This window comes from Sorangium aterium (assembly GCF_028368935.1).
GTDB lineage: Bacteria > Myxococcota_A > Polyangia > Polyangiales > Polyangiaceae > Sorangium > Sorangium atrum.
Window position 1 is genome coordinate 1,788,772 of sequence record NZ_JAQNDK010000004.1, and the last position, 16,503, is coordinate 1,805,274.

11 protein-coding genes and 2 tRNA genes are annotated in these 16,503 nt (G+C 71.3%); 8 read left to right on the top strand and 5 right to left on the bottom strand.

Annotated features, from left to right (window positions below):
• The first annotated feature begins 28 nt into the window (after positions 1 to 28).
• The 3 genes from POL72_RS38205 to POL72_RS38215 are packed head-to-tail and all read left to right on the top strand — an operon-like array spanning position 29 to position 2,325.
• Positions 29 to 292 (top strand): hypothetical protein, encoded by a 264-nt coding sequence (locus POL72_RS38205; RefSeq protein ID WP_272101760.1) that lies wholly within the window; start codon positions 29 to 31, stop codon positions 290 to 292.
• Positions 293 to 304: 12 nt separating this feature from the next.
• Positions 305 to 1,534 (top strand): hypothetical protein, encoded by a 1,230-nt coding sequence (locus tag POL72_RS38210; protein ID WP_272101761.1) that lies wholly within the window; start codon positions 305 to 307, stop codon positions 1,532 to 1,534.
• Positions 1,531 to 2,325 (top strand): MXAN_2562 family outer membrane beta-barrel protein, encoded by a 795-nt coding sequence (locus POL72_RS38215; protein WP_272101762.1) that lies wholly within the window; start codon positions 1,531 to 1,533, stop codon positions 2,323 to 2,325. Before POL72_RS38210 ends, POL72_RS38215 begins: the two co-directional genes overlap by 4 nt.
• Before the next feature lie 42 nt (positions 2,326 to 2,367).
• Here the strand turns inward: POL72_RS38215 and POL72_RS38220 are convergent, their stop codons facing one another.
• Both POL72_RS38220 and POL72_RS38225 read right to left on the bottom strand, forming a co-directional pair.
• The gene (locus POL72_RS38220; protein WP_272101763.1) at positions 2,368 to 2,958 is read right to left on the bottom strand and encodes a serine protease; all 591 of its coding nucleotides are present in this window, start codon (positions 2,956 to 2,958) and stop codon (positions 2,368 to 2,370) included.
• 168 nt (positions 2,959 to 3,126) lie between these two features.
• Positions 3,127 to 3,200 (bottom strand) — tRNA-Pro (locus tag POL72_RS38225).
• Between the two features lie 184 nt (positions 3,201 to 3,384).
• On the opposite strand from POL72_RS38225, the gene POL72_RS38230 reads away from it, so the two are divergent.
• The 3 genes from POL72_RS38230 (at position 3,385) to POL72_RS38240 (ending at position 5,297) form a co-directional block, all read left to right on the top strand.
• Positions 3,385 to 3,792 (top strand): VOC family protein, encoded by a 408-nt coding sequence (locus POL72_RS38230; protein WP_272101764.1) that lies wholly within the window; start codon positions 3,385 to 3,387, stop codon positions 3,790 to 3,792.
• 157 nt (positions 3,793 to 3,949) lie between these two features.
• Complete coding sequence (locus POL72_RS38235) at positions 3,950 to 4,981, top strand: hypothetical protein (protein ID WP_272101765.1); 1,032 nt, start codon at positions 3,950 to 3,952, stop codon at positions 4,979 to 4,981.
• Positions 4,982 to 5,224: 243 nt separating this feature from the next.
• Positions 5,225 to 5,297: transfer RNA gene (locus POL72_RS38240), tRNA-Arg, on the top strand.
• Between the two features lie 293 nt (positions 5,298 to 5,590).
• Here POL72_RS38240 and POL72_RS38245 read toward each other — a convergent pair.
• Positions 5,591 to 6,829 carry a lipase family protein gene (locus POL72_RS38245; protein ID WP_272101766.1) on the bottom strand — a complete coding sequence of 413 codons (1,239 nt, stop codon included), beginning with the start codon at positions 6,827 to 6,829 and terminating at the stop codon, positions 5,591 to 5,593.
• 593 nt (positions 6,830 to 7,422) lie between these two features.
• On the opposite strand from POL72_RS38245, the gene POL72_RS38250 reads away from it, so the two are divergent.
• Entirely contained in the window at positions 7,423 to 9,951 is a 2,529-nt protein-coding gene (locus POL72_RS38250) for a catalase (protein WP_272101767.1), read from the top strand.
• 110 nt (positions 9,952 to 10,061) lie between these two features.
• Here POL72_RS38250 and POL72_RS38255 read toward each other — a convergent pair whose 3' ends face one another.
• The gene (locus tag POL72_RS38255) at positions 10,062 to 12,362 is read right to left on the bottom strand and encodes an amylo-alpha-1,6-glucosidase (RefSeq protein WP_272101768.1); all 2,301 of its coding nucleotides are present in this window, start codon (positions 12,360 to 12,362) and stop codon (positions 10,062 to 10,064) included.
• A 163-nt stretch (positions 12,363 to 12,525) separates the two neighbouring features.
• On the opposite strand from POL72_RS38255, the gene POL72_RS38260 reads away from it, so the two are divergent.
• Positions 12,526 to 13,092 (top strand): vitamin K epoxide reductase family protein, encoded by a 567-nt coding sequence (locus tag POL72_RS38260; RefSeq protein ID WP_272101769.1) that lies wholly within the window; start codon positions 12,526 to 12,528, stop codon positions 13,090 to 13,092.
• 88 nt (positions 13,093 to 13,180) lie between these two features.
• Here the strand turns inward: POL72_RS38260 and POL72_RS38265 are convergent, their stop codons facing one another.
• Complete coding sequence (locus POL72_RS38265; protein WP_272101770.1) at positions 13,181 to 16,498, bottom strand: FAD-binding and (Fe-S)-binding domain-containing protein; 3,318 nt, start codon at positions 16,496 to 16,498, stop codon at positions 13,181 to 13,183.
• Between the last annotated feature and the right edge of the window lie 5 nt (positions 16,499 to 16,503).

Below are 16,503 nucleotides of genomic sequence, written 5' to 3' on the forward strand. Positions count from 1 at the left end.
TCGGGCCACGCAGCGCGCACGTCGACCCATGGCGCCGCGCGGCGGTTCGCTCACCCTGCTGCTCCGCGGCGCCGATGCCAACTTGTCAGGAACGGACGGCGAGCATGGCCAGCTCGTCATGCAGCGCGCCTCCGAGGTGAGCGTCGAGGACGCCTCCAAGGACGCCTCCGACGGGACCGCAGGGGCCTCCGAGGGCGCGTTCGACGCGGTCTCCGGCGTGGGCGCACGACCGGTTTCCCCGCCGTTCGAAGGGCTGTGCGAGGCATTTGCGGCGTGGTACGAGCTGTGCTGAAAGGACGCGCCCATGGACACGACAAGGTATCTCGTGCGGCCCCGGCCGCGAGGGCGGCGGCACCTCCCCCGGCTCTGCGCGGTGGCCCTCGCGGCGGCGGCGCTCGCCGGAGGCGCGCGACAGGCCGGCGCGACGGTGACCATCAGCACCGACGTGAAGCGCACCGAGCTGCAGCGGTCGGACGCGCAGTACCCGCTCTGGATCAGCCGCGAGGACTGCCTGACGAACAACGATCTCGAGTTCACGCTCACGCTGAGCGGGTTCTCGACGAGCGATACGCTCGCCATCTGGGTCAGCGAGTCGCTGGACTGCCTTGCGTATTCGAACCGCGACACCGGCACGCGGTGCAAGGAGGTGTCGGCCCAGTCCAACCTGGATGCCACGATGGTCGTCAAGGTGTCGGCGAAGGCGGTCGCCGAGGCCCTCGGCGCGGAAGGCTGCGACAGCACGCGGGCCAGCACCGGCGCGGTCCCCCTGAACATCTATTTTCTGCGGCTCGAATCCTCGGACCAGGACAATCCGGATTCCGCCAAGTGGGATACCACCAAGATGGACCTCCAGGGCCCGAAGCCGCCGACCGGCGTGGTGGCGCACCCCGGAGATGGTCGTCTCCTCGTCGACTACACGCAGAACGAGGACGAGGACGTGCAGGGCTACTACCTCTATTGCGATGATGGGGGGCAATCCGCTGCTGCGTCGAGCGGGGCAGGGGGATCCGGCAGCGGCGGCGGAGCCGCTGGAGGAGGCGACGGGGCAGGGGGAGCCGGCGGTGGCGCAGCGAGCGGCGGCGGCGCAACGAGCGGCGGCGGCGCAACGAGCGGCGGCAGCTCCGGCTGCCAGTCGTCGCTCCTGGTGTCGGGGGAGATCCCGGACTCCAAGTACCAGTGCGGCAGCGTGGGGAGGGCCAGCCGCGGCGAGGCCACGAAGGGCGTCGTCAACGGCAAGTCGTATGTCGTCGGCGTCGCGGCCTATGACCAGGTCGGGAATGCCGGGCCGCTGTCGGCGCTCTCCTGTGCGACCGCGACCGACGTCGACGGGTTCTTCGAGCAGTACCGGGACGCCGGCGGGCAAGCCGGCGGGGGCTTTTGCAGCATCGAAGGGCCGGTGGGGGCGGGCCGGTGGGCCGCCGCGCCGCTCGCCGCCGTCGCGGCCGGCGCGGCGCTCGGGTTGTGGCGCAGGAGCCGTCGTCGTCGACGCCACGCACACGCGCACGCGCGTTCCTTCACGCAGGAGAGCGAATGATCTGTCATCTCCGTCATCAGCTGGTCGCCGGCCTCGCCGGCGGCGCGGCGCTCCTCGCCGCCTCCGTGGCCGGCGCGCAAACGAGCCACGGGGTGGGCGACTGGCGGCAGCACGATCGGTCGAGGATCCAGCGGGAGGAGCGCTATGCGTCTCCTCAGAGCTTCGCGTTCGAGCTCCGCTTCGCCCCGTACTCTCCCCAGGTCGACGAGGAGTTCTCCGGCGCGGGCCCCTACGGGAAGACCTTCGGCGACGGCCAGAATTTCTATTTCGGGGTCGAGGTCGACTGGCTGCCGCTCCGGATCCCGTACGTCGGCGCGATCGGCCCAGGGCTCGGCTGGGGGTACACGTCGGCGTCGGCGAAGGCCTTCGTGGCGGGCAGCGACGACAGGGCCGAGGCAGAGGAGACCTCGCTCACCATCATGCCGATGCACCTGTCGGCCGTCCTCCGCGCCGACGAGCTGATGCGCAAGACGGGCGTCCCGATCGTGCCTTACGCGAAGGTGGGCCTGGGGATGGGGTTATGGACCACGACGTCGGGCCCCGGCACGCCGAAGCCCGATGGCGTCCGGGGCGAGGGCATCACGTGGGGCACGCACCTCGCGCTCGGCGGGATGCTCGCGCTCAACTGGCTGGACCTCCGCTCGGCCTCCCAGCTCGATGAGACGACGGGCATCAACCACACGTACCTGTTCGGCGAGTGGATGTTCGCGAACCTCGACGGGCTAGGCTCGCGCCCGCAGATGCACGTCGGCACCTCGACGTGGGTCCTGGGGCTGGCCTTCGACATGTGAGGCGCGGCGCCGCGTGATCGGCGCGCGGCGCCCGCACGCGCTTCACGGCGCGCTGCCGTCGAGCGGCGCGCCGCCGTCGTCTTCCTCGATCACCGTCGTTCCCCGCGGCCGGGAGGTCGTCGGGCGGCGCGGGGGGCTGTCGCTCGCGAAGGCCTCGACGGTCTCCTTGGACGGGGCCCCGAAGATGGGCACGACGAGCTCGCGCGCGGCGCCCTCGCGCTCGTACGCGATCTTGAGCTCGCTGGCGCTGGCCAGGGCGCGATAGGCAGCGAACAGGTCGTCCGGGCGCTCCAGGGTCGAGCCGTTGACCTGGGTGACGACGTCGCCGGTCTTGAGCTCGATGCTGCTCCAGTCCGCGGGCAGCGCGAGGATCTTCCAGCCGATGAACGCGCCCGCCCGGACGACCTCCTCGACCGGCACGCGCCGAAGGATCCAGGGCGGCCCCTGCATCAGCACCCGGTCGACGTCGGCGCGGGCGAGCTGCCCGGCGGGCGCCGCCTGCCTGGACGGCGCCGCGCTGTGCGCGCGCGGCGCCGGAGCCGCTGCCGGGGCGGCCGTCTGCGGCCCGCCGCACCCTGCGAGGAGGGGCAAGGAGAGGCATGCGCCGAGCAGGAGTCTTACGGGCGTCGACATCGGCGGGACTATGCGCAGCGGACCCGAGGAGGCCAAGTTCGATGCGCGGCGGGTGCGTGCCGGGGGCGATGGGGACGCGCGCAGCGGTCGAGCTGAGCCGCAGGGCCGGGGCCATGGGGCTCAGCTCGACCGCCGGGCTCGCTAGGGGGCGAGGATTGTCGGAGAGGGTCGGGGAGGCGGGATTTGAACCCGCGACAACGAGCACCCAAAGCTCGTGCACTACCGGACTGTGCGACTCCCCGGGCAGAGCGCGTCCGCGAGCGGGACCATAGACGAGGCGCCCTGCCGGGGCAAGACAGGTCGCATCGGTGATCGAGCACGTCGAGCGCGCCGCGCTTCCGGCGTCGGCGAGGCGCCGACCGCGCGGCGCCTGCGTGGCTTTTCGGGTGCGTCGCCGCGTGAAAGGCGCTGAAATGAGAGCGCAGTATGAGCGGGACGGTAGCGTCGCTGTCGGTCCATCACCTCGCCGTGGTCGTGCGCGACCTGGCGCGGGCCGAGGCGTTCTACGCGGGCGTCCTCGGATTGCCGGTGGTGCGGCGCTGGACGGACGACGCCGGAGCGCCGCGGTCGGTGTGGCTCGATCTCGGGGGCGGCGCCTTTCTGGCCGTGGAGCGGGCGGGGGCCGCCGGGCCGACGCGCGCCGACGAGGCGCCCGGCTGGCACTGCGTCGCCCTCGGGATCGCGCCGTCCGAGCGGGAGGCGTGGCGTCGCCGGCTGGCCGCGGGGGGCGTGGTCGTCGAGCGGGAGAGCGCCTACACGATGTACGCGCGCGATCCCGACGGGAACCTTGTGGCGCTCAGCCACTACCCGCACCCGCAGGCGGGGCCGGGCTGATGGCGCGGGCCGTGTGCAGCGCGCGTGGAGCGCCGTGGTGGGATGATGGAAGGTCGGGCAGCGCGACAGAGAGCTGGAAGCTGCTCGAGGGCCTGCGCGTCGAAGAGGAACGAACGAGCCGGAGGGTTTCGAGATGCCGCGTTCAACGTCCGATTCCATGTCGCCTGATGTTCCCGTGTCGCTCGTGCTCCCCTGCGGGGCGATCGGGCTTGTGGGGGGCTGGCTCACGGCCGACGTTCTCGAGATGGATGAGCTCGTGCCCCGCTTCCTGCTCGCGGGCGTGACCCCGATCGTCGCGGCGCTGCTGGGCCACTACCTGACGCCGCGGATCGGAGGGGTCCGGGGCGATGGCGCGATGGCGCTGGGCGCGGGCGAGGCGCCGGTGGACGGCGCGCCGTGGGTGGACGCGCCGTGGGTGGGCGCGCCGGGGAAGTGGACCCGGCGAGGGCCGTTCATGGCGGGCATGCTGGCGCTGTGGGCCATCGTGGTGGCCGGCGTCGTGAACGGGATGACCATCGGGCTCGTGGCGGGGCCGGCGGGGATGATCGTCGGCGCGGCGTTCGGCGCCGTGTTCGCGCTGCCGTTCGTTCCGGCGCTCGCGGTGGTGCTGAGCGCGGCGAACCGCGTCGGGCGGGCGCGCGCCGGATCGACCGTGGCGCGCTCGGATAGGCGGGCGGTGTGGGCGGCGACGGCGGCGGTGACCGCGGTGGCCCTGCAGCTGGGGTCGGGGCTGCCCGGGGCGGCGGCGCCCGACCTGGAGCGCCTCGTGGCGGCGATGGGGTTCGCCGTGGTGGCGGGGCTGTGCATGGTCGACGCGGTGGCGATGGCGAGGGTGCTGAAGCTGCCGCGGGAGCGGAGCGGGGCGGGGGACGAGGTCGCGGAGCGGATCGCAGCCGAGATCGAGGCGGGAGCGACGGGTGCGATGGCGGCGGGGGGAGGGGACGGCGGGGCGGGGAGCGCTGCGCGGGCCGGGGGGAAGGGGACGGGGGAGAGGATCGATCTCGGCCTCGGGGACGAGGTGCAGGTCGAGGTGGTGAGGCCGACCCATGCCTACCGGGGGGCGGAGCAGATCGCCCGGGTGGTGTGGGGGGACCGCGAGCGCGCCGTGGCGGCGCTGCGGGCAGGGCTGATGCGGGGCGCGGCCGCGCTGGCGATCGGGGCGGCGCTCTGGGGCGAGGTGTGGAGGTGATCGAGGCGCGCGGAGAGCGGCCGGTGGGAGATCGCGGGCTGACGGCCGGCAGAGGAGCGTCGGCCGCTGGGGCGCGCGGAGAGCGGCGGCCGGTGGGAGAGCGCGGGCTGGCGGCCGGCAGAGGAGCGTCGGCCGGTGAGGCGCGGCGGAAGAGCGGGCTGGACGAGGGCGTGGCTGGGGATCTGGCTTGATGCGTGAGGCGAGGTGTGCCAGGGTCCGGCGCCCGTAGCGGCTGTTGCCCCTGCCCCCGTAGCTCAGTGGATAGAGCAGCGGTTTCCTAAACCGAAGGTCGCAAGTTCAATTCTTGCCGGGGGTGCCGAAGGATTTCGGGCACTTACGAGAGCCAGCCCAGATGTCATGGGCTGATCGATCGGCCCATACGCCGGGCGCCCGATGGGTCTCCCTTGCCGCTGCGTCGCGGGCGGAGTCTGCGGGATGGGCGTAGCGCTGCGTGACGCTGGCGTCGGGGTGGCCCGAGGAGCTCCTCGACCTCCTCCAGCGTCCGGCGGCGCCCGCGCCTTCCGGGAGGCGCTCCCGCAGAGGCACGAGCCGGGCGAAACGGACCGTCAACGTGAGGGGCGGCGCCCGGTTCGCGACGGCAGGTAGCGCTCACACGGTGGGCGCAAAGGGATCGAACTCGGCACCCGGATCGGCGATCATCGACGCTCGCATATAGTTGATCGGCGAGTGGTGGCCCCACGAAAATGGCAGGCGTAGCCAGCTGACGGGGAGCACATCCTGCGTCAACCAGGCCGCGATGCCGATGATGTTGCTGACGCCGGCCGTTATCGCCCTACGCGCCGGCTTGTCCCGCAGCGCCCATCCTGTTTCGGTTGAGTGGTACTCTCGTCCGATGTGTTCGAATCGCCCCATGGTAATGGGTGGAAGGCGAGGTACGATGTCCCTCTCGTAAATATGGCGGAACAGGATCGTGCCGATGCTGTCCTTGTGCTCGCGGGCAAATGTGGAATCGCCGACCATCGGTTGTCCGTAAGTGTAAATGCCACGGACGGTAGGGCCGAATTGCGTGCTGAAATCATCGTCTCGATGAAGTATCGCGCCAGCGAGAACCGCCAGAGCTCCCCCCAGGCTGTGCCCCGTGATGTAAATCGCAGGCGGCTTCTTTTCGGGCAAAATTAGTATGGGTGGCTCGTTTGGAATGATGGGGTCGTTGATGGCTGGGGCAGGCGATCCCTCGGCTGCGGCGGATGGCTCTTCTGCTGTACCTGTGGGTTCCCCGCTCGGGAACTCATGCGGCGTCGTGTCTCCGCAGGACTTTAGCCATATTCGCTTCTGGTACTCGAGCTCTTCGCAGACGGATCTCCTTTCGGCGACGGCAATGAGCAACGGCCTGAGTACAGGCCAGATCGCCCGGATGGCGCGGTGAAAGCCACCGTGAACTTCTCCAGCGGAGAGGAAGGACTCTCTTCGAGCGGTTGCGTCGGTGAGCCAGTTGATCGGGCCACGGATCTTTGTTCCTCGGAAGGAGATGATCGCGGTGTCCCTGAATTGGCTTTGCAGGATGAACGCTGAAGTGTCGACGAACAGTGCGTCATTCGTGAATGTGATGGAAACGCAGTTGTTGTTCTTCAGGCCGTGGTTTGCCATCGCGTACGCATATGTACTGATGTCCGAGTATGTCCATGATGACGCGAAAGCAAGAAGTTCGGCGATCTTGCGATCGTAGAATCCTCTTCTGGTCATTGTTAAGTGCTGTGTCATGGTCTGAAAGAATCCCGTGCCTGCTGTTACTCGTAGGCCTTTTAGTTCCTTGTGTGTTGTGGAGGTTGGTTTGTCTATTCTTGTGGGTATGTAATTCCCTGCGGCGTGAATGCTTTCAAAGATCATTTGTTTCTCCGTTGTTTGTGGGTGTTGTGATTGCGAGCGTCGGTATGTCGGGGTCTGGCTATGAAGATCGCCTTGGCGGGTCGAGGTGCCGAGCGACGCCGTGTTGAATCTGTGTGGCGTGAGGCCACGCGTCGATCCCCGCCCAGCTCAAGGGAGCGCCGCCCTGGTCCGGGAAGTAATTCGGAATGGCTTCAGGAAAGGGGCGATACGGCGGCGCACCTGGAGGCGCGACATTTCATGCAATTCTCGCCAGTTCACCGCTGGGGCCGAGGTGGCGGCAGTCTCATTTCTGATGGATCGCGCTCGCACCGCAGCACGGCGAACACCGGCGATCGAATGGTGGCTGGCGGGTCCGGGATGATGCGCTGCGAGGCGATGGGCCTTGTCCGGCGCGCCTTGCGGTCGGAGGAACTCGGGCTCACGCGCGCCCCGTCTGCGCCCGCGGCCGGCGGCACGTCGACGCCCCACCAGGCCGCGGCGGGCCGACCGAGGCACCGCAACGGGCTCGGCCGTGCGTCGGTCGCCCGCGCTTGCCTGAAGCTCGCGTGCTGGTGCGTTCTTTGCTGAAAGCCGGCTCTCCCGGAGGACATGTCATGACCGATCGCAAAGACCCCGCGAAGCCGTCGTCCAGAGAGTCGGCGCCGACCGAAAAGGGCGCGGGCAGCGCGAAACAATCGATGGGCGGCCCGTCGGCGAAGCCGCGGGCGGCACGGACGAAACGCAGCCTTCTCGAGCGCGCGGCGACCGCGCTCGGCAGCGGGACGAGCAGCGATGACGCCGCTGTCCGCAACGCCGCGGCAGCCGACCGCCTCGACGCGAAGGTCGACGCCACGGAAGCGCTCGTCGCTGCGATCCCCGAGAACGTGAACAAGAGCGCCGAGTACGCGCTACGCGGCAAAATGCCACAGCCGCCGCAGGGTGCCACGGCGAAGCCCGAGAACCTCGACGCGACAGCGAGCACGATCACCGAGAGCAACGAGTCCGAGAAGAACGGCGCCAAGGCGGCGCCGGGCGAAAACCCGAACCAGGGACCTCTGCAGAAGCATCGGGTCGACTCGCTCGGTCGGGCGCTGACGACGAACCAGGGCGTGCCCGTCGGCGACAACCAGAACTCCCTTCGCGCGGGGCTGCGCGGCCCGACGCTGCTCGAGGACTTCATCCTGCGCGAGAAGATCACCCACTTCGATCACGAGCGCATCCCCGAGCGCGTCGTGCACGCCCGCGGCTCGGGCGCGCACGGCTACTTCGAGTGCACCGAAGACATCACCTCGCTCACCAAGGCCGCGCCGTTCGCCAAGGTCGGCAAGCGGACGCCTGTCTTCGTGCGCTTCTCGACCGTGGCGGGCGAGCGCGGGAGCGCCGACACGGTGCGCGACGTGCGCGGCTTCGCCGTGAAGTTCTACACAGAAGAGGGCAACTGGGATCTCGTCGGCAACAACATCCCCGTCTTCTTCATCCAGGACGCGATGAAGTTCCCGGACGTGGTGCACGCCGTCAAACCCGAGCCGCACCACCAGATGCCGCAGGCGTCGAGCGCGCACGACACCTTCTGGGACTTCATCTCGCTCATGCCCGAGTCGATGCACATGGTCCTGTGGCAGATGAGCGATCGGGCGATCCCGCGCAGCTTCCGGACGATGCAGGGCTTCGGCGTGCACACCTTCCGGCTCGTCAACGCGGCCGGCGAGGCGACGCTTGTGAAGTTCCACTGGACACCCATGCTCGGCACGCACTCGCTCGACTGGGACGAGGCGGTGAAGATCGCGGGCGCCGACCCCGACTTCCACCGGCGCGATCTCTGGGAGGCCATCGAGGGCGGCGCGTTCCCCGAGTACCTCCTGCAGATCCAGACGTTCACGGAGGCCGAGGCCGAGCGGTGGAGCTTCGACGTGCTCGACGCGACCAAGATCGTGCCGGAGGAGCTCGCGCCCCTGCGCACCGTCGGGCGGCTCGTCCTGAACCGCAACCCCGACAACTTCTTCGCCGAGACCGAGCAGGTCGCGTTCTGCACGCAGCACATCGTGCCCGGCATCGACTTCACGAACGACCCGCTGCTCCAGGGGCGCAACTTCTCGTACCTCGACACGCAGCTCACGCGCCTCGGCGGGCCGAACTTCCACGAGATCCCGATCAACGCGCCGGTCGCCGAGGTGCACAACAACCAGCGCGACGGGTTCCACCGCCAGGCGATCAACCGAGGCCGCGTGAACTATGAACCCAACTCGCTCGCCGGCGGCTGCCCCTTCCAGGCCGGCGCGCGCGGCTTCGCCACGGTCGCCGAGCGGCTCCTGGCGCAGCAGGCCGCCACCGAGCCGAGCAAGCTGCGCGCGAAGCCCGAGAAGTTCGCGGACCATTACACGCAGGCGCGCCTCTTCTGGGCGAGCCAGACGCCCGTCGAGCGCGCGCACATCGCGCGCGCCTTCCGCTTCGAGCTGACGCGCGTGCAGACGCAGGCCATCCGCGAGCGCATGGTCCGGATGCTGCGGAACGTGGACGAGGGGCTGGCCGCGCGCGTCGCGGCCGACCTCGGCATGCCGCTCCCCGAGCCGCTCTCGATGGTGGCGCCGCCCATCAAGAACCCCGAGGTCGCGGCGTCGCCGGCCCTGTCGCTGTTCGCCCGCCCCGGCGATGGCCGCATCCTCGGCCGCCGCGTCGCGCTCCTCGTCGCCGACGGCGTGAGCGGGGCGGCGGCGAGCGCGCTCTACGACGCGCTGCTCCTGGCGGGCGCGGTGCCCCGCTACGTCGGCGCGCGGCTCGGGGTGGTGCGCACCGCCGAGGGCGACGAGCTGCCGGTCGAGGTCACGATCGAGGCGGCGCCGAGCGTCCTCTTCGACGCCGCGGCGCTGCCGCCCGGCGGGGGCGCGGCGGCGCTGGCGCGCGACGGGCTCGCGGTCGAGTTCGTCCAGCTCCAGTACCGCCACTGCAAGCCCCTGCTCGTGCCGGCGTCGGCCGCGCCGCTCGCCGAGGCCGCGGGCGTGAGGGCCGCGGCGGCCGCCTCGGACGCCGATCCGGGCCTGCTCGTCCTGCCGGACGACGCGGTGGCCGGCGCGGCGCCGGCGTTCATCAAGGCGATCGCCATGCACCGCGCGTGGCAGCGCCAGACCGAGCCGCCGGCGGTCTGACCGACCTGCCCCGCCAGCGGGGCGGCGCGCCAGCGGGGCGACGCTCCGCTGGGCGCGGCGGGCGCCGGGGAGAGCTTCAGTTCAGCCGGCGGGTGCCGATGAGCTCCTGCTCAGCGCTCCTCGACCACGACGTCGACGTCGCCCTCGACCCGCAGCACGTCGACCTCGACCGCGTCGCCCCGCTTTCTCCGGAACTCCAGATCGACGCGGCCGTCCGCCACGGCCAGCCCGCGCAGCGTGGCGCGGCGAACGAGCCGGGGTAGGACCGGACGAACGACGCGCAGGCGCCGCTCGAAGCCCTCGGGCTCGAGCCCGAGGAGCGAGGCGAGCATGTACGGGACGGCCCCGGCGGCCCACGCCTGCGGGTGACACGCGACGGGGTAGCGGACCGGAGCGCCGTGCTCGCCGCGCGGGAAGCCGCAGAAGAGCTCTGGCAGTCGGTACATTCGATAATTCATGGCGGCCCTCACGATGCCGCCGAACACGGTGCGCGCCTCGTTGTCGAGGCCGTAGCGGCGCAGCCCGGCGACGATCAGCGCGTTGTCGTGGGGCCACACGGTCCCGCGGTGATACGACATCGGATTGTAGGCCTTCTCGTCCGCCGCGAGCGTGCGGATGCCCCAGCCCGAATACATGCTCTCCGACAGCAGGCGCTCCGCGCATGTCCGCGCCCTGGACGGGTCGGCGATGCCCGCCCACAGCGCGTGTCCGGCGTTGGACGAGCACACAGCGGCGCGGCGGCCGCCGTCCACGAGCGCCAGCGCGTACACCCCTCGCTCCGGGAGCCAGAAATCCCGCTCGAAGCGCTCCTTCAGGTCCGCGGCCTCGCGCCGGAGCCGCGCGGCCGTCTCCGCCTCGCCCGCGCGCTCGAACAGATCGGCAAGCCCCGACTTGGCGAGGTACACATACGCCTGCACCTCGACGAGCGCGATCGGCGGCTCCGCGATCTGCCCCTCTTCGTTGACGATCGCGTCGCCGGAGTCCTTCCATCCCTGGTTGACGAGGCCCGATTTCGAGGTCGAGTCATAAGCCAGGTAGCCGTTGATCTCCGGGTGAGCCTCGGGGCTCGACAGCCACCCGAGCGCCGCGTCGACGTTCTCCCTGAGCTCGTGGAAGACGTCGAGTCGACCTGTCCACGCCGCGTGCCGTGAGATGAGGATCAGGAACAGAGCGGTCGTGTCGACGCTCCCGTAATACGGTGTCTGGGGGATCTCGCCGACCCGCGCGAGCTCGCCGACCCGGAGCTCGTGCAGGATCTTGCCCGGCTGCTCGTCGCGCCACGGATCGCGCTCGCGCGCCTGGAATCGCGCGAGCAGCCGCAGCGTATCGACGGCGACGGTCCGCTGGTAGGGCAGCACCTCGAGCGCCGTGATCAGGCTGTCGCGGCCGAAGAGGGCCGTGTACCACGGCACGCCGGCGGCGAAGAACGTGTCGTGATCGAGCGGGGTCCGCAGGAGGAGCAGGTCGGTGAACGATCGCGCGAGGACGCGATTGACGAGCAGGCTGTCGGTCTCGACGTGGGCCCTCTCCTGCGCCTGCGCGGCGAGGTGCTCCTCTCCCCGCCGCTTCGCCGCCGCGACGTCCGCCCCCGAGCACGAGGGCGCGGGCGCGTGCCGATGGGCGGGCGCCGCGCCGGAGGACTCCGAGAGCGAGATCACGAGGGAGACCGCCTGGCTGTGCCCGGGCGGCAGCCGGACGCGGAAGAGCGCGGAGGTGCCGTCGATCGCGTCCGGCCGGCAGCCCCAGCGGATGGTCACGGCGCGCTGGAGGCCGTCGGCGCCATCGTACGAGAAGCGCAGTGCCTCGTCGTTCGCCGTGGGGGCGCAGACCTTCCCCAGCGCCTCGGGCATGAGGCCGCGGACCGCGTAAACGTCCTCGAACTCGGCGCGGAAGGTCAGCTTCACCTCGAGGTCGACCGCCGAGCGAGCATAGTTGTGAACCGTGATGTTCTCGTAGACCGCGGTCGCATCGCCGTCGATGACCCGCTCCCACCGGAGGCCGACGTCGTGCTCGGACATGATGTGCCCTTCGCGCATCAGGATCCGGGGGTTCGCGAGCCGGAAGACGCCTGCGTGGTCTGCCTCCGCGGTCGAGGCGAGCACCTCCGGCCGGGCGTCGTCGAGCTCGACGGTATAGCCGTTCAGGAACCGGCAATCGTGGTAGTAGAGGCCAAAGCCGTGCTCGCCCTGCAGGGGGATCGAGCCGCCCTGCTCGGTGACCAGGAAGACGCCGCCCTGCTTCAGGACGATCGCATCCGCGATGCTCTGCGCCATCGAGGAGGTGCCCTGGGTGAGCACCTTCTTCTTGCGCTCCTGCCGTTCGCTCGGCGAACGCTCGCCCGTCCCGGCGTCCGACCGCGGCCGGCGCTCGCTCCCCGGTTCAGCACGGCGAGTCGACTCATGAGCTCCCATCCCAGCCCCCTTTTGCGATGGCTTGCAATTTTGTTGCAATTGCTTGCGATTGTCGTAAGTCGTCGAATCGAGTCGTCTTGGCGCTGGGCGTGTGGTGCGGCCCTTCGGCGCAGGCGCTCGGGGCCGGGCGCATGCAGGCGCGCGCTCGAGAGGGGGTGACATCATGAGGAAAGACCAGGGCGCATCGGGCGGTGATCGGCGGGCGAGGCGGCGGCGGGCGTCGCGCCTGCCTGGCGCCGGCGCGCTTCGCGCCGCGCTCCGGCGCGGCCGATCGAGCGATCTCGCCCGGCGCCGTCTCATCGCCGTCGCGTCCCTCGCGGGCGGCGCCAGCATGGCGGTCGTCTCGCTGTATCAGCTCGGGATCATCGAGCACTTGCCCGATCCTCCGCTCCCAGGGTTCGACTCGGACAAGGTGACGAGCTCCGATATCGCGTTCGGGCTCACGCTGCCGGACGCGCCGATCTCGCTCACCAGCTTCGCCTCCAACCTGGCGCTGGCCGGCTGGGGAGGCGCAGAGCGCGCCAGGGACACGCCCGGGATCCCCGTCGCCGTGGCGGCCAAGGCGGCCGTCGAAGCGGCCGTGTCCGGGTGGCTCTTCGTCCAGATGCGGAGACGGGAGAGGGCCTGGTGCGCGTACTGCCTCGTCGCCCTGACGGCCAACATGGTCGTCTTCGCGCTCTCGCTCCCGGAGGGGTGGAGGGCGCTGAGGAACGCCCGAGCGCGGTCGTGACAGGGCAGCGCAGGCCGGCCCGGCCGCCGGAGCCGGGCGCGCAGGCGCTCTTCCACCCGCGCACCCGCGCGCGCCCGAGGCCCCGCCCTCATCGCGGCGCCGGCGATCGCGCCCCGCGGCGCCGCGCGAGCCGCCCGAGCAGCCCCACCGCCGCGAGCGCCGCGGCCGCGACGCCCGCCGCCGGGAGCCACCGCTCGCGCCGCCGCGCCCGTCGCCGCTCGGCCGCGAGCCGGCGGCCGCCCGCCCAGAGGAGCGCCGCGCCCGCCGGCGCCGCGGCGAGCGCCGCCACCGTCGTCCGCGGCGCCACGTAGACGTCCGCGGACCCGGGCAGGTAGGCGCGCTCGGGGTAGTCGCCCGCCGGCCCCTCGGGGCCGTGCAGCGCCGCCATGCGCACGACCTGGGCGACGTGCAGCGCCTGCCTGTCGGTCGTCTGCTTGATCTGCTCGCGGCAGCTGAAGCCGTCGGCCACGATCAGCGCGTCCGTCGGCGCCGACCGGACCGCGGGCAGGAGCACGCGCTCGCCGCACCGGATCGAGACGTCGTACTTGGCGCCCTCCTCGAAGCCGAACGCGCCTGCCATGCCGCAGCAGCCCGAGTCCAGGAGCTCGACGTCGAGGCCCATGCCGTGGAGCACGTCGCGCTCGGCGTCCATCTCGAGGATCGCCTTGTGATGGCAGTGGCCGTGCACCACCGCGCGCCGATCGAGGCGCGGCAGCCCGCGCCCGCCGGGCGACGGACGGGCTGGATCGCCCCCCGCCGCCCCCTTCAGGAAGTCGCCGAACATGTGCGTCTGCTGCCGGAGCTTCGTCGCCAGCGGGTCGTCGGGGAAGAGCCCGTGGAGCTCGTCGCGGAAGACCGAGACGCAGCTCGGCTCGAGGCCGACCACCGGCACGCCCCGCTCGATCGGGTCGCGCAGCGCGCTCATCACGTCCCGCAGCAGGCGCTTGGCCGTCTTCAGGAAGCCGAAGTCGTAGAGGGGCCGGCCGCAGCAGAGCTTCTGCTCCGGGACGATCACCTCGTAGCCCGCCCACTCGAGCACCTCGGTCGCGGCGATCGCCGTCTCCGGGAAGAAGTGGTCGTTGAACGTGTCCGGCCAGAGCACGACCTGCGGTCCGCCGGCGTTGCGCCGCGGCCGCCCCTGGAACCACTGCCGGAACGACGTCCGCGCGAACGGCGGGATGCTCCGCTCGGGCGCGATGCCCGCGATCTTCTTCGCCACCGCCGCGAGCGCGGGCGTCTGCGTCACGAGGTTCGCGAGCCCCGGCACGAGCTGCCCGAGGCGGGCCCACCAGTGGATGAGCCCCATCGTGTAGGCGGCGCGCGGCCGCAGCCGCCGCGCGTAGTAATGGGACAGGAACTCCGCCTTGTAGGTGGCCATGTCGACGTGGACCGGGCACTCGCCCTTGCACCCCTTGCAGGCGAGGCACAGGTCGAGCGACTCGCGCACCTCGTGATCGCGGAAGCCCTGGAGCTCGCTCCCCTCCAGCATCTCGAAGAGCAGGCGCGCCCGCCCGCGCGTCGTGTGCTCCTCCTCGTGCGTCACCATGTAGCTCGGGCACATCGTGCCGCCGTCGTGGCGCCGGCACTTGCCCACGCCCACGCAGCGCAGGGTCGCGCGCGTGAAGTCGCCGTCGTCGTCCGGGAAACGGAAGTGCGTCTCCACGGCGGCGGGGCGGAAGTCGGCGCCGAGGCGGAGGTTCTCGTCGACGCGGTAGGGGTCGACGACCTTGCCCGGGTTCATGCGGAATGAAGGATCCCACGCCGCCTTGAAGCGGCGGAACGCCTCGATGAGCTCCTCGCCGTACATCTTCGGCAGGAACTGCGCGCGCGCCTGGCCGTCGCCGTGCTCCCCGGAGAACGAGCCGCCGTAGCGGACCACGAGATCGGTCGCCTCGTCGAGGAAGCGGGTCCAGTTGCGGATGCCCTCGGGCGTCGTCACGTCGAAGTCGACGCGGCAGTGCACGCAGGCCTGCCCGAAGTGGCCGTAGAGCGCGGGCTGGTAGCCGTGGCGATCGAACAGCGCGCGCAGGTCGCGGAGGTACCCGCCCAGGTTGTCCGGGTGCACGGCCGAGTCCTCCCAGCCGGGCCACGTGTCGGGCTCGCCCGGGACGCGCGCCGTCGCGCCGAGGCCGGATTTGCGCACCTCCCAGAGCGCGTTCTCCTGGTCGGGGTCGTCGTAGAGCTTCATCGACGGCGGGTTCGGCCCGCGCTCGAGCGCGCGCACGGCGTCGAGCGCCCGCGCGTCGGCCTCCTCCCGGGTGTCACCCCCGAACTCGGCCAGCAGGAAGCCGCGGCCCTCCGGGAGGTAGCGCAGGTAGCGCTCGTGCAGCCCCTTCTTGTGCATGTCCTCGATGAGGCGGTCGTCAATCCCCTCGAGGGCGATCGGCTGGAAGCGCATGATCTCGGGGACGTGATCGCCCGCGGAGAACACGTCCGGGTAGCCGAGCACGAGGAGCGACCGGAACCTGGGCCAGCCGACGAGGCGCAGGGTGGCCTCGAGCACGGTGACGCACGTGCCCTCGGTGCCGACCAGGGCGCGCGCCACGTGGAAGCCGTTCTCCGGCAAGAGCTCGTCGAGGTTGTAACCCGACACGCGGCGCGGGATCCGCGGGTAGCGGGCGCGGATGAGATCGGCGTACCTGTCGCGGATGGCGCGCAGCTCGGCGTAGATGCCCCCGCGCCGCCCGCCTGCGCGGATGATGGCGTCGAGCTCCTCCTCGCTCGTCGGCCCCACGCGCAGCCGCAGGCCATCGTAGGTCAGCACCTCGAGCTCGTGCACGTTGTCGGCCGTGCGCCCGCCGAGGACCGAGTGCGTGCCGCAGGAGTTGTTGCCGATCATCCCGCCGAGCGTGCAGTACTCGTGGGTCGAGGGATCCGGCGCGAACGTGAGATCGAACTCGTTCGCGGCGTTGCGGAGGGTGTCGAGCACCGTGCCCGGCAGCACCCTGGCGCGCTCGTGCATGGGGTCGAGCTCGAGGACGCCGCGCATGTACTTCGAGAAGTCGAGCACGACCGCGACGTTGCACGTCTGCCCGGCGAGGCTCGTGCCGCCCCCGCGCGCGAGGATGGGCGCGCCGTGCCGGCGGCACGCGGCGACGGCGGCGATCACGTCGTCCTTGTGGCGCGGCACGACGACGCCGATGGGCAGCTGCCGGTAGTTCGACCCGTCGGTCGCGTAGAGCGCGCGGTCGCCCGCGGTGAAGCGCACCTCCCCCTCGACCGTGCGCGCGAGCTCGTCCGCGAGCGCCTCCACCTCGGGGCCGGCCGCGGGCGCGAGCCGCACGCGCCGCTCGCCGGGGAAGCGGATCACGCCGCGATCGATCTCGCGCTGGACGGCCTCGGCCGGCCTGCCCTCCGCGGGCGCCTTCTCTCGCTCCTGCTCCTGCTGCTGTTCGACGTGCTGCATGATCT

What these genes read in the sequence shown, in the direction of transcription:
- POL72_RS38205 (WP_272101760.1), top strand. Translation starts at nt 29, where the DNA reads ATGGCGCCGCGCGGCGGTTCGCTCACCCTGCTGCTCCGCGGCGCCGAT.
- POL72_RS38210 (WP_272101761.1), top strand. Translation starts at nt 305, where the DNA reads ATGGACACGACAAGGTATCTCGTGCGGCCCCGGCCGCGAGGGCGGCGG.
- POL72_RS38215 (WP_272101762.1), top strand. Translation starts at nt 1,531, where the DNA reads ATGATCTGTCATCTCCGTCATCAGCTGGTCGCCGGCCTCGCCGGCGGC.
- POL72_RS38220 (WP_272101763.1), bottom strand. Translation starts at nt 2,958, where the DNA reads ATGTCGACGCCCGTAAGACTCCTGCTCGGCGCATGCCTCTCCTTGCCC.
- POL72_RS38230 (WP_272101764.1), top strand. Translation starts at nt 3,385, where the DNA reads ATGAGCGGGACGGTAGCGTCGCTGTCGGTCCATCACCTCGCCGTGGTC.
- POL72_RS38235 (WP_272101765.1), top strand. Translation starts at nt 3,950, where the DNA reads ATGTCGCCTGATGTTCCCGTGTCGCTCGTGCTCCCCTGCGGGGCGATC.
- POL72_RS38245 (WP_272101766.1), bottom strand. Translation starts at nt 6,829, where the DNA reads ATGATCTTTGAAAGCATTCACGCCGCAGGGAATTACATACCCACAAGA.
- POL72_RS38250 (WP_272101767.1), top strand. Translation starts at nt 7,423, where the DNA reads ATGACCGATCGCAAAGACCCCGCGAAGCCGTCGTCCAGAGAGTCGGCG.
- POL72_RS38255 (WP_272101768.1), bottom strand. Translation starts at nt 12,362, where the DNA reads ATGGGAGCTCATGAGTCGACTCGCCGTGCTGAACCGGGGAGCGAGCGC.
- POL72_RS38260 (WP_272101769.1), top strand. Translation starts at nt 12,526, where the DNA reads ATGAGGAAAGACCAGGGCGCATCGGGCGGTGATCGGCGGGCGAGGCGG.
- POL72_RS38265 (WP_272101770.1), bottom strand. Translation starts at nt 16,498, where the DNA reads ATGCAGCACGTCGAACAGCAGCAGGAGCAGGAGCGAGAGAAGGCGCCC.